Raw genomic sequence first — 21924 nt, forward strand, 5'->3', positions numbered from 1 at the left:
TACGGGCTACTCGCCGGGGATCGGCGTGGACGCCGGGGCGCCGCCCTGCTGCTCGACCGGCTTGCCGCCGCGCGTGCGACGACGGCTGCGCGAGCGACGACGGCGCTCGCCGCCCTCGGCGGACCCGCCGGGGTTCTCACCGGTCGCGGCCGCCCGGTCGCCGTCGGGACGCTCGGTGCGGGCCTGCTCGGCCGGACGGCTGCGCTCACCGCGGCCGCCACGCTCGGAGCGGCCGCGGTCGCCGCCACGCTCGCCCGAGCGCTCGCGCCCGCCACGGCCGCCCTGCTCGGACCGGCCGCCGCGCGACCCGCCCGCGGGCGTGTGACGCTTGCCCGTCTCGCCGAGGTCCTCGATCTCCTCCGCGTCCAGGCCCGCGAGCGTCCGCTGGTCCTTCGGCAGGCGACCCTTCGTGCCCTCGGGGATGTGGAGGTCGGTGTACAGGTGCGGCGAGCTCGAGTACGTCTCCGCCGGCTCGGGGATGCCGAGGTCGAGCGCCTTGTCGATGAGGCCCCAGCGGGGGAGGTCGTCCCAGTCCACGAAGGTCACCGCGGTGCCCTTGTTGCCCGCGCGGCCGGTACGACCCGTGCGGTGCAGGTACGTCTTCTCGTCCTCGGGGCACTGGTAGTTGACGACGTGCGTGACGTCGTCGACGTCGATGCCGCGTGCCGCGACGTCGGTCGCGACGAGCACGTCGATCTTGCCGTTGCGGAACGCGCGCAGCGCCTGCTCGCGCGCGCCCTGGCCGAGGTCGCCGTGGATGGACCCGGCCGCGAAGCCGCGGTCGACGAGCTCGTCCGCGACCTTCGCCGCCGTGCGCTTGGTGCGCGCGAAGACGATCGTGCGACCGCGGCCCTGGGCCTGGAGGATGCGCGCGAGGACCTCGACCTTGTCGAGCGCGTGCGCGCGGTAGACGACCTGCTCGATGTTCTTGACCGTCTGGCCGCCGTCGTCGGGGTCGTTCGCGCGGATGTGCGTCGGCTGCTTCATGTAGCGGCGGGCCATCGACACGACGGCGCCCGGCATGGTCGCGGAGAACAGCATCGTGTGCCGCTGGGCCGGCGTGCGGGCGAGGATCTTCTCCACGTCGGGCAGGAAGCCGAGGTCGAGCATCTCGTCGGCCTCGTCGAGCACGACCGTCGCGGCACGCGTGAGGTTGAGGTGCCCCTGGTTCATGAGGTCGATCATCCGGCCGGGGGTGCCGACGACGACCTCGACGCCGCGCGTCAGCGCCTCGACCTGCGGCTCGTACGCGCGCCCGCCGTAGAGCTGGACGATGCGCACCGAGCGGCGCCTCGACGCCGTGGCGAGGTCGTTCGCGACCTGGACCGCGAGCTCGCGCGTCGGGACGACGACGAGCGCCTGCGGCTTGCCGGGGGACGGCAGCTCGTCGAAGCCCGGCTCGCCCGGCGCGACGACACGGTGCAGGAGCGGGACGCCGAAGCCGAGGGTCTTGCCCGTCCCCGTCTTGGCCTGGCCGATGATGTCGTGGCCCGACATCGCGACCGGCAGCGTCATCGCCTGGATGGGGAAGGGGTGGGTGATGCCCGCGTCGGCGAGCGCCTCGACGATCTCGGGGCGCACCCCGAAGTCGGCGAAGGACGTGTTCGCGGCCTGCACGCTCGCGGCGACGGCGGTCGCGTCGGCGCTGACGTCAGGGGTGGCGTCCGTGGTGGACGCGTCGGTGGTGGTCACTGGGTGCCTCTGTCTCGTTCGGGCACGCGCGACCGTCCGCGGGCCCTCAGGCCCGGTCCCGGGAGGCTCCCGGTCGCGGTCGTACGCGCCTCGTGGCCGGCAGCCGATCGCGGGATGTCGTGGCGGGTCCGCGAGGCGGACCCGGCCTGCCGTCGTCGGGCGTCGTGCCGGACGACTGGAGTTCCTGGCGTGTGAGGTCTGGACGACCGGGCAACCGATGTACGCGGGCCATGATATCCGAGAACTATCCTGGCGGGATGAGCGACGCCGAGCACGCGACCGAGACGACCCTGCCGTCGGCGGAGGCCACCGACGTGACCGAGCTGCTCGGGCTCGTCGCGTACACCGAGCTCGCGGGCTTCGGCCGCCTCGCGGGAGATGCCGCGCACGCGCCGACGCTGCGCCAGCGCCAGGCTCTGTCCCGCCTGGCCGCGGCCATGCTCGACCGGCAGGAGTCGGTCCTCGACCGCGTGGCCGAGCTCGGGGGAGACCCCACGACGTGCATGGCCCCGTTCGACGGGATGTTCGACGACTTCGACGCGCGCACCCGGCCGAGCACGTGGTGGGAGGGCATCCTCAAGGGCTACGTGGGCCAGGGCGTCGCCGACGACTTCTGCCTGCTCGCGGCGCAGGGGCTCGACGAGCGGTCGCGCGGCGTCGTCGTCGACGCGCTCACGCAGGACACGCCGTCGCAGCGGTACGCGCCCGTCATCGCGGAAGCGGCGCAGGCGGACCCGGTGCTCGCGTCGCGCCTCGCGCTGTGGGGCCGGCGCCTCGTCGGGGAGGCGCTCGGCGTCGTCGGCGTGGTGCTCGCCGAGCGGCCCGCGCTCGCGCGGCTCGTCGCGCTGGGCGTCACCGAGGGCGACGCCGCGGCGGGCGTGGGCGCCGGCGGGACGAGCGGCCCGGCCCCGGCGACCCAGTCGTGGGTCTTCGCGCGGCTCACGGCGGAGCACACGCGGCGCATGGACCGCCTCGGCCTGGCGGCCTGACCGCGCCGGGCGCGGCCAGGCCACCTTCCTGACGGGTGCGCTCAGAGCGAGCCGAAGCCCACCCTGCGCTGCTCCTCGGTCCCGATCTCGACGTACCCGAGGGACGTCGTCGGGACGATCACGCGGCGACCGCGCGAGTCGGTGAGCTCGAGCGCGGGAGCGCCGCCCAGGGCGTCCGCGACCGCGGTCGCCACGTCCTCGGCGGACAGGTCCGTGTCGACGACGAGCTCGCGGGCCAGGTTCTGCACACCGATCGTGACTTCCACTTACATCTCCTCACAGTGGCCGCGCGCGACGCGCGGCGATGACGGCCCGGTGACGGACTCGACCGCCCGGAGGGCGGTCCCACCGGCGACAACGCGAACGATAGTAGTCAGATTCCCTCGGCACCGGCCGCGTCGGGCGTACCCGGGCGGTCCCGGCGCAGCATGCCGTGCACCCCGCGCCACACGAGCCGGGGGACGAGCCGCGTGACGTCGTCGGCGGTGGCGACGCCGTCGGGGCGCACGGCCTCGGTCGCCGCGGCGCGCCCGACCGCCGTGCACGTGCGCGCGACGACGAGCGCCTCGTCGGCGTGGAGCTCGGTGATCCGTGCGAGCACGTCGGCGAACGCGCCCGCGATGTGCGTGTCGGGCGCGAGCACCCGGGCGCGCACGACCGGGTCGCGCATGACGTCCGACTCGAAGAGCAGCGCCGCCGAGCGCCCGGCGGACCGCGCGTACGCGACGTAGGCGCGCACGATGCCCTCGATGACGGCGAGGCCGTCCACGGCGAGCGCGTCGAGGTCGCCGGGAGCCGTCCCGGGCGGGGCCTCGCGGAACGGGTCGAGCGTCGTCTCGACCGACCGCACGAGACGCTCGCCCTGCTCGTCGACGATCGCGAGGTAGAGGTCGAGCTTGGACGGGAAGTGCCGGTAGAGCACGGGCTTGCCGACGCCGGCGCGGTCGGCGATGTCGTCCATCGAGATGTGGTGGTAGCCGTGGGAGGCGAAGAGCTCCTCGGCGATGCTCAGGAGCTGCGTGCGACGCTCGTCGCGCGGCATCCGGGTGCGGGCGCCCGGCACGACGGTGGCCCGCGTGCCCCGCTCGTCGGCTCCCGTCATGGGGGGAGGATACGGAAACGGGCCGCGGTGTCGACCGGGCGTCGCGAGGAGTGGGACGATGGGTCGGTGCCCGACAGACATACCGTCCCGAACCGCCCCATCGGCACCGTCACCGGTGCTGCGCGCAGACCCGCACGGCGTCTCCGGCGGCTCACGGCGGTCGCGGCGTGCCTCGCCGTCGGGTTCTCGGCCGGTGCCGCGACGGCCGAGGTGTGGGACGTCCCGGCGCGTGCGCCAGGGCCCGTGGAGCCGGTTCCTGTGACCGCCGGTCGGGAAGCACCGCCGGAGCGTGACGACACCGTGGCGGCGAGCCGCTCGGGCGTGGAGCGCGCCGAGCACGAGGGCGACGGGCCTGGGCTGGTCGACCTCGTGTCGCCTCGACCGCAGCCGCTCGTCGCGCCGACGCCTCCTCCGTCTCCCGCTCCGACCGCCACACCCGAGCCCGCCCAGCCGACGGCTCCGGTCGTGCCGCTCCCCGAGCCGGGTTCGGGGCTCGTGGGCGACGTCACGGTCGTGCCGGACGTGGGCGGCGCGCTCGCCGCCGTGCCGGGCGAGGTGCCCGCCCCGGGAGCCGGCACCGTGCGCTCGGTCCGTGTCGAGGTCGAGGCAGGCCTGCCGGTCGACGGGGAGACGTTCGCGACCGCCGTCCTCGCCACGCTCAACGACCCTCGGGGCTGGTCCGGCCCCGACGGGGTCACGTTCTCCCGGACCGCCGCCGACGACGCGTCGATCCGCGTCGTCCTCGCGAGCCCCGCGACGACGGACCGCCTGTGCGCGCCCCTCGCGACCGAGGGGAAGTACTCGTGCGGCAACTCGGTCGCGGGTGTCGCGGTGCTCAACTTCGAGCGCTGGGTGGTCGGCGCGCCGGACTTCGGCGACGACGTCGCGACGTACCGCCAGTACCTCGTCAACCACGAGGTCGGGCACGTGCTCGGGCACGGGCACGAGGCGTGCCCGGCACCGGGCGCGGTCGCACCCGTGATGGTGCAGCAGACGATCTCCGCGGAGGGCTGCGTCCCCAACGGCTGGCCCGTCCCGTAGCGCCGCGCGCGGCGCTCCCACCGGTGGGCGTGCCGCGCCCGCGCGTGTGGGTGGCCCGTGATGGGATCGGGACCGTGCTCAGGACCCGACCCCCGCAGGGGCTCCGCCTCGTCGCGAGGCCCGGCGACCACGAGGCCGGCGTGGAGCTCGACGCCTCGCAGCGCGCCGCCGTCGCGGCGGCCGCGGGACCGGGAGCCACCCTGGTCGTCGGTGCGCCGGGGACGGGCAAGACGCTCGTCGCGCAGGAGGTCGTGCTCGCCGCGCTCGCCGATGGCGTCCCGCCCGAGCGCGTCCTGCTCCTCGCCTCGTCGCGCCGTGCCGCCGCGGCGCTGCGGGACCGCCTCTCGGCCCGGGCGCGCCGCACGGTGGGCGCCCCGATGGTCCGCACCGCCGCCTCCGTGGCGTTCGCCGTGCTGCACGAGCGGGCGGCCGCGCTGGGCGAGCCGCCCCCCACGCTCATCTCGGGGCCGGAGCAGGACCTCGTCCTCGCGGACCTCCTCGAGGGGCACCTCGAGGGGGAGGGCGCGCCGCTCGCACTTCCCCCCGGCGTCCCGGAGGAGGTGCTCGGCCTCCGCGGCCTGCGCCAGGAGCTGCGCGACCTGCTCATGCGCGCCGCCGAGCGCGGGCTCACGCCCGCCGACCTCGACGCGCTCGGTCGCCGGTACGACCGGCCCGAGTGGACGATGGGCGCGCAGCTGTTCGCGGAGTACCTCGACGTCACCGCGCTGCGCGCCGGCACGCCCGACGCCGGGGCACGGTTCGACCCCGCCGTCGTCGTCGACGAGGCGGCGGAGGCGCTGCTCGCCTGGGACGACGAGGTTCCTGACGCTCCCCGGCCGCGCTGGGACCTGGTCGTCGTCGACGACTACCAGGAGGCGACCGTCGCCACCGCGCGCCTCCTGCACGTCCTGCACGACGACGGGGCGCGGCTCGTCCTGCTCGGCGACCCGGACTCCGCGGTCCAGACGTTCCGCGGCGCGAGCCCCGGCCTCGTCGGCCGCGCGTCGGCGCCCGCGCGCCGGGACGGCGCGCGCCGTGGAGAGCTCGGCGCCCGCGTCACGGTCCTCGGGACGGCGTGGCGTCAGCCCGCCGCGCTGCGGGCCGTGACGCGACGCGTCACGGCGCAGGTCGGCACGGTCGCCGGCGCCCTCCACCGTGGCGCCGCGCCGCACCCCGACCCCGAGCGCACGACGGCGGAGCGCGACGGCACGGGGCACGCCGCCGACGCGGGTGACGACGTCGAGGCGGGTCGGGCGGTCGAGGTTGCCGTGCTCGCGGGCGCTGCGCAGGAGGCCGCGTACGTCGCGCGCGAGCTGCGCGCGGAGCACCTGCTGCACGGCACGCCGTGGCACCGCATGGCGGTCGTCGCCCGCACGGGGACGCGGCTGGCCGCTCTGCGGCGCGAGCTCGTCGCGGCGTCCGTCCCGGTCACGCTCCTCGGGTCCGACGTCCCGTTGCGCGACGAGCCGGCGGTCGCGCCGCTCCTGGCCGCGGTCCGCGTGTGCGTCGCGCCGCGCGCCGACGCGACGGACCCCGTCGGAGCCCTGGACCCCCTGACCGCCGCGGCGCTGCTCACCTCCCCGTTCGGCGGGCTCGACGTCGTCGCCCTGCGGCGGCTGCGCAGGGCGCTCCGCGCGGAGGAGCTCGACGGCGGCGGCGGCCGGTCGTCCGACACGCTGCTCGTCGAGGTGCTCGACGACCCGGCGCGCGCCGCGACGCTCCCCCAGGCGGTACGCCGAGGGCCGGTCGCGGTCGCGCGGGCGCTCGCCGCGGGTCGCGCCGCGGCGGCCGAGCCGGGCGCGACCGCGCAGACGGTGCTCTGGGCCGTGTGGGCGGCGACCGGGCTGGCCGAGCGCTGGCGGTCGACGGCGCTCGACGGAGGGCCCGCGGGTGCGCGTGCCGACCGCGACCTCGACGCGGTGCTCGCACTGTTCCGCGCGGCGGAGACGTTCGTCGACCGCATGCCGGGCGCTCCCGTGGGGGCGTTCGTCGAGTACCTCGCCTCGCAGGACCTGCCGGCGGACTCCCTCGCGGCCAGCGCGGGTGGTTCCGACGCCGTCGCGGCGCTCACCCCCGCGGGCGCGGCCGGGCGCGAGTGGGACGTGGTCGTCGTCGCCGGGGTGCAGGACGGCGTGTGGCCCGACCTGCGGCTGCGCGACTCGCTGCTCGGGTCGCAGGCGCTCGTCGAGCTCGTCGCGGGCCGGGCGCAGGACGCGCACGGCGTTGGTTCCGAGGCGCGTGCGCAGGTGCTCGCGGACGAGCTCCGCGGGTTCGTCGTGGCGACCTCGCGCGCGAGCCGGCGCCTCGTCGTCACGGCGGTCGACGACGCCGAGGAGACCCCGTCGGTGTTCTGCGACCTCGTCGTCCCGCCGGGCGACCCAGAAGGCGACCCGGCTGGCCCAGGAGGCGGGCTGGGCGGCGACGAGCCGGACGGCGGCGACGCGCCGGGCAGGGCCGGAGGTGGCGGACAGGGCAGCGGTGGCCGGCCCGGCCAGGACGTGCCGGGAGACCGCCGCCGGGTCCGTGTGGGCGCACCGCTCGACCTGCGCGGCCTCGTCGCGTCCGCGCGCGCCGTCCTCGTCGCCGACGCGGCCCGCGACCAGGCCGCCGGCCCGTCGGGCAGTGCGGTGCCTGCCCTCGACCCGCGGGCCGTGGCAGCGGCCACGCTGCTCGCCGACCTCGGTGCCCTGGGCGTCGCGGAGGCCCGGCCGGAGTCGTGGTACGGCGTCTCGGGCGTGTCCAGCACGGCGGCGCTGCGTCGCGAGGACGAGACCGTGACCGTCTCGCCCTCGAAGGTCGAGACCGTGACGACCTGCCCGCTGCGGTGGTCGCTCGAGGCCGCGGGCGGGACGGCGCCCGACGCGACGCACCAGAACCTGGGCACGCTCGTGCACTCGATCGCGGAGACCGCGCCGTCGGGCTCCCTGGCCGAGCTGAGGGCCGAGCTCGACCGTCGCTGGTCCGAGCTCGCCCTCCCGGAGGGCTGGCCCTCTCGACAGCTGCGCAAGCGGGCCGACCGCATGATCGAGAAGCTCGCGGACTACCTCGCGCAGGCGGGCGAGCCGCTGCTCGTCGAGCCGACGTTCGACGTGACCGTCGGCCGGGCGCGCCTGCGCGGCACGATCGACCGCGTCGAGGACGCCGGTGACGGGAAGGTCCGCGTCGTCGACCTCAAGACCGGGCGTCGGACGGCGACGAAGGCCGAGGGCGCCGAGCACCCGCAGCTCGGCGCGTACCAGCTCGCGGTCGAGGTGGGCGGGCTCGACGTGCCGGAGGGCACGCGCAGCGCGGGGGCGCAGCTCGTCTACGTGGGCAGCACGCACGTCGGGCCGGCGGTCGTCACGCAGCCCGCGCTCGACCCCGCGCCCGACGGCACGAGCTGGGCGCGCGACCTCGTCGACGACGCGGCAGGCACCATGTCGTCGGCGACGTTCACGGCGCGGGTCAACGGGCTGTGCGAGATGTGCCCCGTGCGCCGGTCCTGCCCGGTGCAGCCCGAAGGACGGAAGGTGGTGGCGTGAGCAGCGAGCTGTTCGAGCTCCCGGAGCCCGAGCCGCGGGTGCGGCTCGTGGCGGCGGACGAGGTGGCGGCCGGGCCGTCGACGGGCCCGGCGGCCGACCGGTTCCCGGCGCATGCCGAGCCGGCACGTCCGACGCTCTCCGCGACCCGCATCGCCGACCTGCTCGGCCGCCCGCGCCCCACGCCCGAGCAGGTCGAGGTCATCGAGGCGCCCCTCGAGCCCGCGCTCGTGGTCGCGGGCGCCGGGTCGGGCAAGACCGAGACGATGGCCGCGCGCGTCGTCTGGCTCATCGCCAACGGGCTGGTCGCGCCCGACGCCGTGCTCGGCCTGACGTTCACCCGCAAGGCGGCGGGGGAGCTCGCCGAGCGCGTCCAGGTGCGCCTCGCGCAGCTCGCGCGGGCCCGTGGCGGCGCGACCTCGGCGCTCTCGTTGCTCGACCGCCCGACCGTCGCGACGTACAACGCCTACGCGGCCTCGCTCGTCGCCGACCACGGCCTGCGGGTCGGCATCGAGCCCGGCTCCCGGCTCCTGGGCGAGGCGCAGCAGTGGCAGCTCGCCTCCGAGGTCGTCGAGGGCTGGGACGAGGACCTCGGCACGGACCGCGCGGTGAGCACCGTGGTGGCCGCGGTCCTCGGGCTCTCGGGCGCGCTCGGCGAGCACCTGCTCGAGCCGGGCGAGGCTCGGGACCGGCTCGTGGGGATCGTCGGGTCGCTCGACGCGCTGCCGCTCGCGCCGCGGCAGCGGGGGCGCACCAAGGAGGTCGAGAAGCTGATCGGCGACGTCGCGGAGCGGGTCCGGCTGCTCGACGTCGTCGCGGAGTACCGCCGGCGCAAGCGGGCGACGGACTCGCTCGACTTCGGCGACCAGGTCGCGCTCGCTGCGCGCCTCGCGCGCGACGTCCCGGTCGTCGGGACGACGGAGCGCTCGCGCTTCCGCGTCGTGCTGCTCGACGAGTACCAGGACACGTCCCACGCCCAGGTCGAGCTGCTCGCCGGCCTGTTCGGCGACGGGCACGCCGTCACCGCGGTGGGCGACCCGCACCAGTCCATCTACGGCTGGCGCGGCGCGAGCGCGGGCGGCCTCGCGCGGTTCCCGGAACGGTTCCGCCGGGAGGCGGGCCGTCCGGCCGCCGTGCACTACCTGTCCACGTCGTGGCGCAACGACGCGGCCGTGCTCGCGGCGGCGAACGTCACGGCCGCGCCCCTGCGCGCCGCCGCGGGTGACGTCGGACGCGACGGGGCTCCCGGTGCCCGGGTGGACGTCCCGCCGCTCGCGCTGCGCCCGGACGCGGGTCCGGGGGCGGTCACCGCGCACGTCGCCGCGACCGCCGAGGAGGAGGCGGCCGCGGTGGCCGAGTACGTCGCCGACCGCTGGCGCCCCGCGGGCGCTCCCGGCGGCCGGGTGACGGCCGCCGTCCTGTGCCGCAAGCGCAGCCAGTTCGCCGCGGTGGAGGTCGCGCTGCGCCGCCGCGGACTCCCCGTCGAGGTCGTGGGCCTCGGCGGGCTCCTGACGACGCCCGAGGTCGTCGACGTCGTCGCGCTCCTCGAAGCGGTGCACGACCCGTCGCGGGGGGACGCGCTCGTCCGCCTGCTCACCGGCCCTCGGGTCAACCTCGGCGCCGCCGACCTGCACGCACTGGGCAGCCGCGCCGCCGACCTCGCGAGGCGCGAGGAGAGGCTCGGCGCTCGCCGCTCGTCCGGTGCCGGGAAGGACGAGGGCCTGGTCGTCGTCGAGGGCGACGTGGCCGACCACCGGTCGATCGTCGACGCGCTCGACGACCTGCCCGAGCCCGGCGAGGCGGCGGGCGACGGGCGCACGCTCACGCCCGACGCTCACGCGCGGCTCACGGCGCTCTCCTCGACCCTGCGCACGCTGCGCGGGCTGACCTACCTCTCCCTGCCGGAGCTCGTCGTCGAGGCGGAGCGTGCGCTGGGTCTCGACGTGGAGGCCGCGACGAACGCGGCGCTCCTGCAGACGCACCGGCTCGTCGATCCCGACGCCGTGAGCGACCGCGCCCGCGAGCACCTCGACGGCTTCCGGGACGTCGCGGCGACGTTCGCGCAGACCGCGGACGTCGTGACGCTCGGGGCGTTCCTCGCGTGGCTCGGCGTCGCGGCGAACCGCGAGAACGGCCTCGACCTCCCGGTGCGCGAGCCGGACCCCGACGCGGTGCAGGTCATCACGGCGCACGCGGCGAAGGGTCTCGAGTGGGACGTCGTCGCGGTCCCCGGCCTCGTCGACGGGGTGTTCCCCACGGTCGCGCAGTCCTCGACCGGCGTCCGGGCGGACAGCGGCTGGCTGACCGACGTCTCCCAGCTCCCGTACCCGCTGCGCGGGGACGCCGCCGACCTGCCCGCGTTCCGGCACGACCTCGCCGGCGACACGAAGGAGCTCGTGACGCGCCGGGACGAGTTCCGTGCGGCGTGCGGCGAGCACCAGCTCGCCGAGGAGCGCCGGCTCGCGTACGTCGCGTTCACCCGCGCGCGCCGCGAGCTGTTCCTCACCGCCTCGTGGTGGCAGGGCGGCTCGCGGCCCCGCGTCGTGTCGCCGTTCCTCCTCGAGCTCGCCGAGGCTGGCGTGGTGCGGACCGACGGCTGGTCGGCGCCTCCCGGCCCCGACGACACGAACCCGCTCGAGGACGTCGAGGTCACGGGCACCTGGCCCACGCCCGACGACGCGGCGCCGGGTACGGCACGGTCGGTGCTCCGGGCGACCGGCCAGCGCGTGGAGAGCGCGACGCGCGAGCGTGCCGAGGGCACGGGCGACGCCCTCGGAGTCACGGCGCCCGAGGGGGTGCTCGTCGACGGTGACGGCCGCGACCTCGTCGCCCTCGCGCGGGTGCTCCTCGCGGAGCGGGCGGAGCGGTCCGGCCGGGACGTCGAGATGCCCGCGCACGTGTCGGCATCGGGGCTGGTCCGCCTCGCCGCCGACCGCGACGAGTTCGCGTTGCACCTGCGGCGACCGGTGCCCGGCGAGCCGACCGTGCACGCGCGCCGCGGCACGCGCTTCCACCTGTGGGCCGAGCGCTACTTCACGACGTCGTCTCTCCTCGACGTCGAGGACCTGCCCGGCGCGGACGACGAGGACCTCGACCCGGACCTGGACCTCGACCGGCTGCAGCGCACGTTCCTCGCGTCCGAGTGGGCGGCGCGCACGCCGATCGCGGTCGAGGTCGACGTCGAGACGCCCGTCGGGGTGACCGTGCTGCGCTCGCGCATCGACGCCGTGTTTCCCGAGGTGCCCGAGCACGCGCACGGGGCGCGGGACGCCGTCGTCGTCGTCGACTGGAAGACCGGCCGGGCGCCGTCCGACCCGGCGGCGCGCAGCGTGCGGGAGGTCCAGCTCGCCGTCTACCGGCTCGCCTGGTCGCGCTGGTCGGGGCTCCCGCTCGAGAAGGTGAGCGCGGCGTTCTACTACGTCGCGTCGGACGAGACGGTGCGACCGGAGCGGCTGCTGGGCGAGGCGGAGATCGAGGCCCTGCTGCAGACCTGAGCGGGTGTCAGTCCTCGACGGAGCGGGTCGAGTCCTCGAGGTCGGCGAGCATGTCGAGCGCGTCGGCCACGACGTCGTCGAGCCGGTGGCGCACGCCGTGCAGGAGCCAGCGCGCGAGCGCGAGCTCGCCCACGAGCAGGGCGCGCTCGACGAGGTTCTTGTCGGTGAGCTCGGTGCGGCGCAGCTGGTACGCCTCCATGATCGAGTCGATCGCCTCCGGGGGCGCGGAGACGAGCAGCCACGCGAGGTCGTCCGCGGGGTCCGCGACGCGTGCGCTCGCCCAGTCGGTCACGGCCGCGACCCGTCCGCGCGTCACGAGCACCTGCTCGGGACCCAGGTCGCCGTGCACGACGACAGGCTGGAACCGCCACAGCGACACGTCCTCCAGCGCCGACTCCCAGCGGCGCAGCAGGGCGGGCGGCACCTTGCCGGTCGCGGCCGCCTCGTCGAGCTCGGCCATGCGCCGTGCGCGGTACTCCTCGACGTCGTACCCCGGGAGGCCGGCGTCGTCGACGATCGCGCGGGGAAGCTCGTGGATCGAGGCGAGCACGCGACCGAGGTCCGCGGCGAGACCCGGGCCGGGCCGCAGGGTGTCGACGTCGAGCGGTGTCCCGTCGAGCGCCGGGTGCACGACGGCGCGCCCGCCCTCCGGCAGGAGCGCGGACCCGCTCACGCGGGGAACGGTGAACGACAGCACCCCCGCCTCGGCGTACAGCTGGAGCGACGCGAGCAGCTCCGCCTCCGCCTCGAGGGCGGCGCCGGCCTGGAGGCTCCGGGGCGCGCGCACGGTCCAGCGCGTGCCGTCGGCGTCCGTCACGACGGCCGTGTCGTAGTCGCCCGGGTCCTCGACGGGCTGCGCGGTGCGGGCGTCGAGGCCGGGGACGGCCGCCGTCGCGAGCGCGGCCAGGGTGAGCGGTGAACGAGGCACCCGACCACGGTAGTCGGTGCCTGGCGACTCCTCCCGGCCCCACGCCGGACCTGCCGTGGCCTACGGTCGGGGGGTGAGCTCCCCACGTCCCAGGACTCTGCCCCAGACCCCGCTGCTCGACCTCCCGATCCCGCTCGACGGCGCGGTCGTCGACCGTGCCGCGCACCGCCGGACCGAGCCGCACCTCGTGCGCGCGCTGCGCGCGGAGCCCACCACACGGGTGCTCCTCGTGCACCGCGGGCGCCTCGCGCTGGACGGCGACGGCGGGCTGGCCCTCCTCGCGCCGGGGGCCGTCGCGGTCGTCGACCCGGCGACGGACGACGAGCCGGCGCGCTGGCTGTTCCTCGGCCAGGAAGAGGGGACGTCGTACCTGGCTCTCGTGCTGCCCGAGGACGCCGACGCCGAGGAGGTGGACATCGAGGGGGTCGACGCGTCGGACCCGGCCGCGGTCCTCGTGCGCGGGCACGCCTGGTCGGGACTGCGCGAGCTCGTCGGGAGCCTCGGGTCACCGTCCGCGGGGCTCGCCACCGAGGCCGTCGCGCTCGCGGCGTGGCACGCGAACCACGAGCGCTGCCCGCGCTGCGGTGGGCGCACGACCGTCGAGAACGCCGGGTGGACGCGACGGTGCGTCGCCCAGGGCATCGAGATCTACCCGCGTACGGACCCGGCGGTGATCATGACGGTCGTCCACGGCGCGGGCGACGACGAGCGCCTCCTGCTCGGGCATGCCGCGCACTGGCCGGAGCGGCGGTTCTCGACGCTCGCCGGGTACGTCGAGCCGGGGGAGTCGCTGGAGAGCGCCGTGCGGCGGGAGGTGCTCGAGGAGGCGGGGGTCGTCGTCGGCGACGTCGTGTACCGCGGCAGCCAGCCGTGGCCGTTCCCCGCGTCGCTCATGCTGGGGTTCACGGCCCGGGCACGCACCAGCGAGATCCACGTCGACGGCGTCGAGCTCACCGACGCACGCTGGTTCACGCGCACCGAGCTCGACCGGGCCGCGCGCTCCGGCGAGGTGCTGCTCCCGGGCCGGACGTCGATCGCGCGCTCCCTCGTCGAGGACTGGTTCGGCGGTCGGCTCCCCGACGCCTGAGCGCGACCGGCCTCAGGCGGCCAGGCGCTGCTTGACCTCGGCGAGCGACGGGTTCGTCGCGGCCGACCCGTCCGGGAAGACGACGGTCGGCACCGTCTGGTTGCCGTCGTTGACGGACTCGACGAACTCCGCGGTCCCCGGCGTCTCCTCGATGTTCACCTCGGTGTAGCCGATGCCTGCCGAGTCGAGCTGCGTCTTGAGACGACGGCAGTAGCCGCACCAGCTCGTCGAGTACATGACGATCGAGCCGGACTCGGGAAGGGCGGGGGCGGCGGGCATCGGGAGCTCTCCTGGTTCGGGGGCGGACGGCGCCGGCCCCGCGTGAGGCGCGGGGCCGAGACGTGAACGTAACACCGGTACCGGGTGCGCTGTTCCCGGTGGACCGCGGCGTCCGCGGCGCGGCCGCGACCTGTGGATCCTCGGGGGCCGGTGTCACCGGAGCCTGCGAGAATCGCGGGTGATGTCCACGCCACCGGTCTCACGCCCGCCATCGCTCCGCTCCGCCGACGAGATCCTCGACGCTCTCGACCCGGACCAGCGCGACGTCGCGCTCGCCCTGCGCGGGCCCGTGTGCGTGCTCGCCGGCGCGGGGACGGGCAAGACGCGCGCGATCACTCACCGCATCGCGTACGGCGTGCGCACGGGGGTCTACGCCCCGACGAGCGTGCTCGCCGTGACGTTCACGGCGCGCGCCGCGGGGGAGATGCGCACCCGCCTGCGCGAGCTCGGGGCGACAGGGGTGCAGGCCCGCACGTTCCACGCGGCCGCGCTGCGCCAGCTCGGCTACTTCTGGCCCAAGGTCGTCGGCGGTGCGCCGCCGCGCATCCTCGAGTACAAGGCGCCGGTGATCGCCGAGGCGGCCCGACGCCTGGGGGTGGGCGTCGACCGCGTCGCCGTGCGCGACCTGTCCTCCGAGGTCGAGTGGGCGAAGGTGTCCCTCGTCACCGCGGACGACTACGTGCGCGCGTGCGAGGCGATCGACCGCGAGCCTCCCGCCGGCTACGACCACCAGACGGTCGCGCGCCTCATCACCGCGTACGAGGACGTCAAGACGGAGCGGTCCGTGATCGACTTCGAGGACGTCCTGCTCATGCTGGGCGACATGCTGTCGACGCAGGGCGCCGTCGCCGACGAGGTCCGGCGCCAGTACCGGCACTTCGTCGTCGACGAGTACCAGGACGTCTCGCCGCTCCAGCAGTTCGTCCTCGACCAGTGGCTCGGCGGCAGGGACGAGCTGTGCGTCGTCGGTGACCCGTCGCAGACCATCTACTCGTTCACGGGCGCGTCGCCGCACCACCTCCTCACGTTCTCGCGCACGCACCCGAAGGCCCAGGTCATCCGGCTCGTGCGCGACTACCGCTCGACACCGCAGGTCGTGAACCTCGCGAACCAGCTCCTCGCACGCGCCGGGAGAGCGGGCGGGGCGCACCAGGCGCTCGAGCTCGTCGCCCAGCGGCCTTCCGGCCCTCCCGTCGCCTTCACCGCGTACGACGACGACGAGGCGGAGGCCAAGGGCATCGCGCAGCGCGTCTCCCGTCTCCTCGCCGCCGGGACGCGCGCGAGCGAGGTGGCCGTGCTCTACCGCACGAACGCTCAGTCGGAGGCGTTCGAGTCGGCGCTCGCCGACGCAGGGATCGGCTACCTCGTGCGCGGCGGCGAGCGGTTCTTCCAGCGCAAGGAGGTCCGCGACGCGATCGTCCTCCTGCGCGGAGCAGCCCGCTCGGCCGACCCCGAGGTCCCGATGCCCGAGACGGTGCGCGATGTCCTCGCTGCCGCCGGCTGGGCTGCCGAGCCGCCCGCCGCGCGCGGCGCCGCGCGCGAGCGCTGGGAGTCCACGCAGGCGCTCGTCGCCCTCGCGGACGACGTCGCGGCGCTCGCGCAGGCGGCGGAGGGCCCGACCCCGACCGTCGCGACGTTCGTCGCCGAGCTCGACGAGCGGGCGGCGGCGCAGCACGCGCCGACCGTCGAGGGCGTGACGCTCGCCTCCCTGCACGCCGCGAAGGGTCTCGAGTGGGACGCCGTCTTCCTCGCGGGCATGAGCGAGGGGCTCATGCCGATCTCGCTCGCCGAGACGGACGAGGCGGTCGCGGAGGAGCGCCGGCTGCTCTACGTCGGCATCACCCGGGCGCGCGAGCACCTGGAGGTGTCGTTCGCCCGCTCGCGGAACCCGGGGGGCCGCGCCACGAGGCGTCGCACGCGCTTCCTGGACGGTTTGTGGCCGGACGACCCGAGCAGCGGGCCGACGCGCCGGTCGCGGGCCGGTCAGGCGAAGCTGCGCCTCACGGGCGAGTACGACCGCGAGCTCTTCGAGCGGCTGCGCGAGTGGCGCCTGCAGGTGGCGCAGGAGACGGACAAGCCGGCGTTCACGGTGCTCGTCGACACGACGCTCGCCGCCATCGCCGAGACGCGCCCGACGGACCTCCCCGGACTGGCCCGCATCAACGGCCTCGGCCCGGCGAAGATCGAGCGCTACGGCGCCGCGATCCTGGAGATCGTGGGCCGCGCCGGTTCGTGACCGCGGCCAGGGGCGGGGCCCGAAAAACTTGTCGAAGAAATCTCGGTAAATAAGTTGTGCGCCCCGCGAGGGGCGGCATATGGTCGACGAGTCCTGTTGGGGAGGGGCGCGCCGAGAGGCGGGTCCCTGAACGGAGAGAGGGGGTGGGAAAGCTGATGAAGAACCAGATCGCCATGGCGAACCTGCTGGATAACGCGACCGTGTACACGGGCACGCCAGGAGGACTCCGTCCGCGTGCAACCGCGCACCGCGGCGGCATCTTCGTCACCCGCCCCGCGCCCGACTCCGCCCCCAGGACGTTCCCGGTCTGATCCGACCGGAACCTTCCAGGCCGCGGAGTCCATCTCGGACCCGCGGCCTTCGTTCTCTCCAGAGCACGACTGCCGATGAGGATCACCGGTGTCTCCCGTCTTCACTGACGGGGACCGCGGTCCCTCGGGTCCTGTGACGACGACGTTCACACCCACGACAGGACATCACTGGAGGACATCGTGCGGCTCACCGCGCTGCTCGACAACATCACTGCCCAGGGCGGATCCGGCCCCTGGGTCCCGCACCAACCACTCACCACACCGCTCGGCGAGCAGGACGCCGCCGAGTTCGACCGACTCCTCGCGGGCCTGCTTCCGTGCCGCACGAACGACCCCGAGCTCTGGTTCGCCGAGCGTTCCACCGAGGTCGAGCAGGCCAAGGCCCTGTGCCGCACGTGCCCTCTCGTCGAGGGCTGCCTCGCCGGCGCGATCGAGCGCCGCGAGCCCTGGGGCGTCTGGGGCGGCGAGGTCTTCGTGGACGGCGTCGTCGTCGCGCGCAAGCGTGGCCGGGGCCGCCCGAGCAAGGCCGAGGTCCTCGCCCGCGAGGCCGAGCGCCAGGCTCAGGAGGCGTCCCGCGCCGCCGCCGAGACGTCAGTCGGCGTCGACGAACCTCGGCGGGCGGCGTGACATGCTGAGCGGCGCCCCGTCCGGGGGCGTGCGCGCGATCTCGCCGCACCCGCAGCGCGGGTGGCGTCCGGTCTCGCGCAGCCGCGGCACGGCATCGGGAGCAGGGATCTCGATGCATGCCGTGGCTGTGCGAGGCACCGCCCCGTCGAGGGCGGCGAGCACCTGGCCGGCAGCGAGCGCCGCCGCCGTGGCGGCGAGCACCGTCTCCTCGCGCGCCGGGCGCGCCGACCCGCGCAGCTGCTGAGCGACCTGCGGCCAGCACGGGTCGACGTCCGCCCGGTGCAGGTCGAGGCAGGTCAGGCACGGGCCGAGCCCGGGCCGCACGAACGGGCCGACGAGCACGTCGGCCTCGCGTACCACGACCGACAGGTGCGCCACGCCTTCTCCCACGAGCCGACGGAAGCTCTGCGCGTCCGCCGCGCCGTGCTCCACCACGACGACGACGTCCGGCGCCGGCACTCGGCCCACGTGGTGGCCGTCGGCCCGCGTCCCCTCCGGCGGCGAGGGTAGGTCCACGCCGGGTGCCACCTCGCCCACCACCCGCCGTACGGCGGCCTCACGCGCCGTCCCGACGTCGCGCAGCCGGAACGCCCCGAGACCGACGTCCGCGGCGAGCACCGGTGCCGGGTCGCGCAGCTCGAGGGTCCCGACGCCCGCCGTCGCGAGGGTCGTCGCGAGCGTGGCGCCGATGCGCCCGAGACCCAGGACGCCGACGACGGCGCGCCGCCGAGCGGCGAGGACCCGCGGCCCCGCACCGTCCGGCCGGATCGCGGAGAGCACGTCGAGGTCGGCCTCGCCGTGGCCCGGCGCCGGGGTGGTGGCCCGCCGCCGGCGCGGCACGAGGAGGTGGGCCTCGTCGAGCAGGCGCAGGAGCGCGTCCTGGCGCGATGCCGCGGGGCCGCGTCGCGCGGTCGTCGGGGACGACCGGGAGAGGTCGCGCAACCATCGCTCCTCGTCCGGCGCGAGGCCGACGAGCCGTACCGACCACCGCGGGTCCGTGCCGAACTGCAGTTCGCCGGGAGCGCGTCTCAGCACGGGGATGTCGGGGCGCAGGACGCTGCCTCGGGGCACGGTTCCTCCAGGGTCGACGGTGGGGCGCCCGCGTCGGGGCCCGCGGTCAGCGTGGCACGCGGGCGGTACCGGCCAGGGCTTGTCCACAGCCCGAGGCCAGTTGGTGCTCCTGGGGTGCCTGCTTGACCGTTCCGAGATGCCTCTCCCATGCCAGGCGCGCCGCACGGGGGGCGGATCGTCGTCAGGATGCGCCTCGACCGGCGGCCGCCCGGCGTGGACCCTGCCATTTCGTGGCGTGAACCAGTACGGTCTGAGCGTGGTCCGGGAGACGGTCGTGGAGGTTCGGCGCAGCCGCCGACGCAAGAGCACGGTGAGTGCGTACCGCGACGGCGAGCGCACGATCGTCGCCATCCCCGCGCGCTTCACACGCGCCCAGGAGCAGGAGTGGGTCCAGCGGATGCTCGACCGGCTCGCCGACTCCGAGCGTCGGCGACGTCCGTCGGACGACGAGCTCCACCGCCGAGCCGTCGAGCTGTCCGAGCGGTACCTCGACGGCCGGGCGCACCCGTCGAGCGTGCGCTGGTCGGGCAACCAGGACCGTCGCTGGGGGTCGTGCACGCTCATCGACGGCTCGATCCGCATCTCGACGCGCGTGCGGGGCATGCCGTCGTGGGTGCTCGACTACGTCCTGCTGCACGAGCTCGCACACCTGTTGCACGCGGGGCACGGACCGGGCTTCTGGAAGCTGCTCGAGGCGTACCCGCGCACGGACCGCGCGCGCGGGTTCCTCGAGGGCTTCTCCTACGCGCGCGACGCGGAGGTCGAGACCGACGACGACGCCGCCCTCGGGTCGGTCCGGGACGACGCCGACGTCTGAGCGGGTCGGCTCATCCGCGGCCGTCGTGCGCGTCGTCGTCCGGCTCTGAACCCGGCCCCGAGTCCTTCCCCGACTCCGGGCCCGCGGTGCGGAAGATCTCCTCGAGCGCGCGGTCGACGTCGGCCTCCTCGGCACGCGTCGCGGCGCGGCGGTCGGCGTAGCCCGCGGGGTCGTCGAGGTCGGCCGCGTCGGGCAGCAGGTCCGGGTGGTCCCACACGCCGTCGCGCGCGGCGCTCCCGGAGCGGGGCCCGGGCTGCGCCGCGATGAACGCCCACAGCGCCGCCGCGTCGCGCGACCGTCGCGGCCGCAGCTCGAGCCCGACGAGCGTCGCGAACGTGTGCTCGGCCGGCCCGCCGGCGGCGCGCCGTCGGCGCAGCATCTCCCGCAGCGGGACGGCGTGCGGCAGGTGCGGCAGCGCGGCTGCGGCCGTGACCTCGTCGACCCAGCCCTCGACGAGCGCGAGCGTGGTCTCGAGCCGCAGGAGCGTCGCCTGCTGCTCGGGGGTGTTCTGCACGCCGAACACGCCGCCGGACAGGGCGCGCTGGAGCGCGTCGGTGTCCGTCAGGTCGACGTCGGAGAGCTGCGACTCGAGCGCGGACAGGTCGATCGTGATCCCGCGCGCGTAGGCGTCGACGAGCCCCCGCAGGTGCCCACGCAGCCACGACACGTGCGTGAACAGGCGAGCGTGCGCGGCCTCGCGCAGGGCGAGGAAGAGGCGGACCTCCTCGGCGGGCGAGTCCAGCCCGTCCGCGAACGCCTCGACGTTCGTGGGCAGCAGGACCGTGGCGGGCTTGTCGAGCAGGGGCAGCCCGATGTCGGTCGCACCGAACACCTCGCGCGACAGCGTCCCGGCGGCCTGGCCGACCTGCATGCCGAACACGGCCGAGCCGAGACGCTGCATGAGGGCAGCCGGGTCGCCCGCGGGCATCCCCAGGGCGCCCGCGGGCATTCCCGGCACGGTGAACCCGACGCCGGGCAGCGCCGTCGGGCCGTCGTCGCCGAGTCCCTCGGGCAGCTGGTCGCGCAGCACGGTGGCGAGCGCGTCGACCACGGACGACGCGACCGGCGCCACGAGCTCGTTCCACGCGGGCAGCGTGTGCTCGACCCACTCCGAGCGGCTCCACGCCTGCGCGCGCCCGCCCGACGGCGGCAGGTCGGTCACGGCGTCGAGCCACAGCTCGGCAACCGACAGCGCGTCGGTGACCGCGCGCTGCTGCGCGCCCGTGACGGACGGGTCGCCCTCGGCGACCGCGACCTGGCGCGCGACGTCGTGCGAGACGTCCGTGTTGACGGGGCCGTCGCTCGGCGTCGACAGGAGCCGCTGGACCTGAGCGAGGACGTGCTGGAAGAGCTGGGGGTCGGCGGCGGGGCCGCCCGCGGCGGCGAGCGCCTGCGGGTCGAGGCCGCGGGCGCGCAGCTCGCGCAGCGCCTCGTCGGCGTCGGGGCCGAGCATCGAGCGGAGCAGCTCCTCGAACCGCGGGTCGAAGGGCGTGTCGTCATCCGGTCCGGGGGTGCGGTCCGGGGGCAGGCTGCTCATGGAGACTCCTCACGGTAGCGTCGGGAATCACCGTAACCACGATCGAGCGCCGAGAACGGGGGCTGAGCCATGTCCGAGGGCCCGGTTCGCTCACGGCGCAGCGCCGCGGCCGGCGCGGAGGGCGCACCCCCGCCCGACCCGGGGGACGTCCCCCTGCCCGGCCGCCCGGCGACCGGGCTGGCCCCGGAGCCCGGTCCCCGGGCCGTGGTCGTCGGGGTCGGGCAGGTCGCCGACGCGGTGCGCGCCGGGCTCGGTGCCGCGGAGGCGTCGCCGGTGGACGCCCTCACGTGGCCCGACGGCGCACGGCGGCTCGTCGTGGTCGCGCCCGCCGGGGAGTTCGGCACGCCGCGCGCGCGGACCGACGCCGAGCAGCGCGCCCGCCTCGCTCTCCTCGGCCGTCGGGCGGGGGAGGCCGCGGTCGCCGCCGGGATCGAGCACGTCGTCGCCGTGACGTCGGCCGCCGTCCACGGGGCGGCGGCCGGCCAGGGCGCGATAGACGACGACGCGCCCGTCGCGTCGCTCGACGGACCCGGCTTCGCGGGCGACCTCGTCGCCTTCGAGGACGCGCTGCGCGAGGCCCTCGGCGAGGTGCCGCTCGCGCTCGTGCGCCCGGCCGTCGTCGTCGGCCCGGGGGTGGACACGGTCCTCACCCGGCACTTCGAGGCGCCGCGCCTGCTCACGGTGCGCGGCGGGGAGCGCACGTGGCAGCTCGTGCACGTCGAGGACGTGGTCGGGGCCGTGCGGGTCGCGCTCGACCGGCGTCTGGTCGGCGGGCTCACCGCGGGCCCTCTGCGCGACGGCGTTCCTGACGAGCTCGACACCGAGACCGTCGCCGCCGCGGCGGGGATGCGCACCGTCCAGCTGCCGCCCGCGACGGCGTTCGGCGCCGCCGAACGCCTGCACCGCGTCGGCGTGCTGCCCTCGCCCGCGAGCGACCTCGCGTTCGTCGTGCACCCGTGGTCCGTCACGGCGCGGCGCCTGCACGACGCCGGGTGGTCGCCGGCCTGGTCCGGTGCGGCGGCGCTCGAGGTGCTGCTCGCGCAGGTGCGCGGGCGGGTCGGCGTGGGGGGCCGCCGCCTCGGGGGCCGCGACGCGGCGGCGCTCGGGGCCGCGGGGGCCGCCGTCGCCGTCCTCGGCACGGCTGCGGTGTGGCGCCAGGCCCGGGCGGGGAAATCCCAGCAACCTCGGGGATGAT

General features: G+C 76.1%; 17 protein-coding genes. 10 read left to right on the top strand and 7 right to left on the bottom strand.

Going from position 1 to position 21924, the window contains the following annotated elements:
• Window positions 1-6 precede the first annotated feature (6 nt).
• Window positions 7-1692 carry a DEAD/DEAH box helicase gene (locus ACMXGY_RS06610; RefSeq protein WP_483776062.1) on the bottom strand — a complete coding sequence of 562 codons (1686 nt, stop codon included), beginning with the start codon at window positions 1690-1692 and terminating at the stop codon, window positions 7-9.
• Between the two features lie 257 nt (window positions 1693-1949).
• Between ACMXGY_RS06610 and ACMXGY_RS06615 the strand changes: the two genes are divergently transcribed.
• Entirely contained in the window at window positions 1950-2681 is a 732-nt protein-coding gene (locus tag ACMXGY_RS06615; RefSeq protein WP_483776063.1) for a ferritin-like fold-containing protein, read from the top strand.
• A 41-nt stretch (window positions 2682-2722) separates the two neighbouring features.
• Here ACMXGY_RS06615 and ACMXGY_RS06620 read toward each other — a convergent pair whose 3' ends face one another.
• Window positions 2723-2947, bottom strand: coding sequence for a DUF3107 domain-containing protein (locus tag ACMXGY_RS06620; protein WP_483776064.1), 225 nt, complete (start codon window positions 2945-2947; stop codon window positions 2723-2725).
• 107 nt (window positions 2948-3054) lie between these two features.
• Window positions 3055-3783 carry a TetR/AcrR family transcriptional regulator gene (locus tag ACMXGY_RS06625; protein ID WP_483776065.1) on the bottom strand — a complete coding sequence of 243 codons (729 nt, stop codon included), beginning with the start codon at window positions 3781-3783 and terminating at the stop codon, window positions 3055-3057.
• Between the two features lie 66 nt (window positions 3784-3849).
• Here ACMXGY_RS06625 and ACMXGY_RS06630 point away from each other — a divergent pair, with 66 nt between their 5' ends.
• From ACMXGY_RS06630 to ACMXGY_RS06640, 3 genes are all read left to right on the top strand, one after another.
• The gene (locus tag ACMXGY_RS06630; protein ID WP_483776066.1) at window positions 3850-4824 is read left to right on the top strand and encodes a DUF3152 domain-containing protein; all 975 of its coding nucleotides are present in this window, start codon (window positions 3850-3852) and stop codon (window positions 4822-4824) included.
• Between the two features lie 140 nt (window positions 4825-4964).
• Window positions 4965-8345, top strand: coding sequence for a PD-(D/E)XK nuclease family protein (locus tag ACMXGY_RS06635; RefSeq protein WP_483776805.1), 3381 nt, complete (start codon window positions 4965-4967; stop codon window positions 8343-8345).
• Window positions 8342-11836: an ATP-dependent helicase gene (locus ACMXGY_RS06640; RefSeq protein ID WP_483776067.1), complete on the top strand. Its 3495-nt coding sequence runs from the start codon at window positions 8342-8344 to the stop codon at window positions 11834-11836. The genes ACMXGY_RS06635 and ACMXGY_RS06640 overlap by 4 nt, the downstream gene beginning before the upstream one ends.
• Window positions 11837-11843: 7 nt before the next feature.
• On the opposite strand, the gene ACMXGY_RS06645 is transcribed toward ACMXGY_RS06640, so the two are convergent.
• Window positions 11844-12764, bottom strand: a complete 921-nt coding sequence (locus ACMXGY_RS06645) for a phosphotransferase (RefSeq protein WP_483776068.1) — start codon at window positions 12762-12764, stop codon at window positions 11844-11846.
• 73 nt (window positions 12765-12837) lie between these two features.
• Here ACMXGY_RS06645 and nudC point away from each other — a divergent pair, with 73 nt between their 5' ends.
• Complete coding sequence (gene nudC, locus ACMXGY_RS06650) at window positions 12838-13851, top strand: NAD(+) diphosphatase (RefSeq protein ID WP_483776069.1); 1014 nt, start codon at window positions 12838-12840, stop codon at window positions 13849-13851.
• A 12-nt stretch (window positions 13852-13863) separates the two neighbouring features.
• Here nudC and ACMXGY_RS06655 read toward each other — a convergent pair whose 3' ends face one another.
• Window positions 13864-14130, bottom strand: coding sequence for a mycoredoxin (locus tag ACMXGY_RS06655; protein WP_483776070.1), 267 nt, complete (start codon window positions 14128-14130; stop codon window positions 13864-13866).
• A gap of 181 nt (window positions 14131-14311) precedes the next feature.
• Between ACMXGY_RS06655 and ACMXGY_RS06660 the strand changes: the two genes are divergently transcribed.
• The 3 genes from ACMXGY_RS06660 to ACMXGY_RS06670 all read left to right on the top strand — a co-directional run bounded on the left by ACMXGY_RS06660 (window position 14312) and on the right by ACMXGY_RS06670 (window position 17304).
• A complete protein-coding gene (locus ACMXGY_RS06660; RefSeq protein ID WP_483776071.1) occupies window positions 14312-16366 on the top strand; it encodes an ATP-dependent helicase in 2055 nt (684 codons plus the stop codon).
• 143 nt (window positions 16367-16509) lie between these two features.
• On the top strand, window positions 16510-16677 hold the full coding sequence (locus ACMXGY_RS06665) for a hypothetical protein (RefSeq protein ID WP_483776072.1): 168 nt from the start codon (window positions 16510-16512) through the stop codon (window positions 16675-16677).
• A gap of 180 nt (window positions 16678-16857) precedes the next feature.
• A complete protein-coding gene (locus ACMXGY_RS06670; RefSeq protein WP_483776073.1) occupies window positions 16858-17304 on the top strand; it encodes a WhiB family transcriptional regulator in 447 nt (148 codons plus the stop codon).
• Here ACMXGY_RS06670 and ACMXGY_RS06675 read toward each other — a convergent pair.
• Window positions 17269-18375 (bottom strand): ThiF family adenylyltransferase, encoded by a 1107-nt coding sequence (locus tag ACMXGY_RS06675; RefSeq protein ID WP_483776074.1) that lies wholly within the window; start codon window positions 18373-18375, stop codon window positions 17269-17271. The genes ACMXGY_RS06670 and ACMXGY_RS06675 overlap by 36 nt on opposite strands.
• Window positions 18376-18631: 256 nt before the next feature.
• On the opposite strand from ACMXGY_RS06675, the gene ACMXGY_RS06680 reads away from it, so the two are divergent.
• Window positions 18632-19192, top strand: a complete 561-nt coding sequence (locus ACMXGY_RS06680) for a YgjP-like metallopeptidase domain-containing protein (protein WP_483776075.1) — start codon at window positions 18632-18634, stop codon at window positions 19190-19192.
• Window positions 19193-19202: 10 nt separating this feature from the next.
• Here the strand turns inward: ACMXGY_RS06680 and ACMXGY_RS06685 are convergent, their stop codons facing one another.
• Window positions 19203-20729, bottom strand: a complete 1527-nt coding sequence (locus tag ACMXGY_RS06685) for a zinc-dependent metalloprotease (protein WP_483776076.1) — start codon at window positions 20727-20729, stop codon at window positions 19203-19205.
• Between the two features lie 69 nt (window positions 20730-20798).
• Between ACMXGY_RS06685 and ACMXGY_RS06690 the strand changes: the two genes are divergently transcribed.
• Window positions 20799-21923 (top strand): NAD-dependent epimerase/dehydratase family protein, encoded by a 1125-nt coding sequence (locus ACMXGY_RS06690; protein ID WP_483776077.1) that lies wholly within the window; start codon window positions 20799-20801, stop codon window positions 21921-21923.
• The last annotated feature ends 1 nt before the right edge of the window (window position 21924 follow it).

This window comes from Cellulosimicrobium sp. G4 BAM 1002, assembly GCF_057126935.1.

What these genes read in the sequence shown, in the direction of transcription:
- ACMXGY_RS06615 (WP_483776063.1), top strand. Translation starts at nt 1,950, where the DNA reads ATGAGCGACGCCGAGCACGCGACCGAGACGACCCTGCCGTCGGCGGAG.
- ACMXGY_RS06625 (WP_483776065.1), bottom strand. Translation starts at nt 3,783, where the DNA reads ATGACGGGAGCCGACGAGCGGGGCACGCGGGCCACCGTCGTGCCGGGC.
- ACMXGY_RS06655 (WP_483776070.1), bottom strand. Translation starts at nt 14,130, where the DNA reads ATGCCCGCCGCCCCCGCCCTTCCCGAGTCCGGCTCGATCGTCATGTAC.
- ACMXGY_RS06660 (WP_483776071.1), top strand. Translation starts at nt 14,312, where the DNA reads ATGTCCACGCCACCGGTCTCACGCCCGCCATCGCTCCGCTCCGCCGAC.
- ACMXGY_RS06685 (WP_483776076.1), bottom strand. Translation starts at nt 20,729, where the DNA reads ATGAGCAGCCTGCCCCCGGACCGCACCCCCGGACCGGATGACGACACG.
- ACMXGY_RS06690 (WP_483776077.1), top strand. Translation starts at nt 20,799, where the DNA reads ATGTCCGAGGGCCCGGTTCGCTCACGGCGCAGCGCCGCGGCCGGCGCG.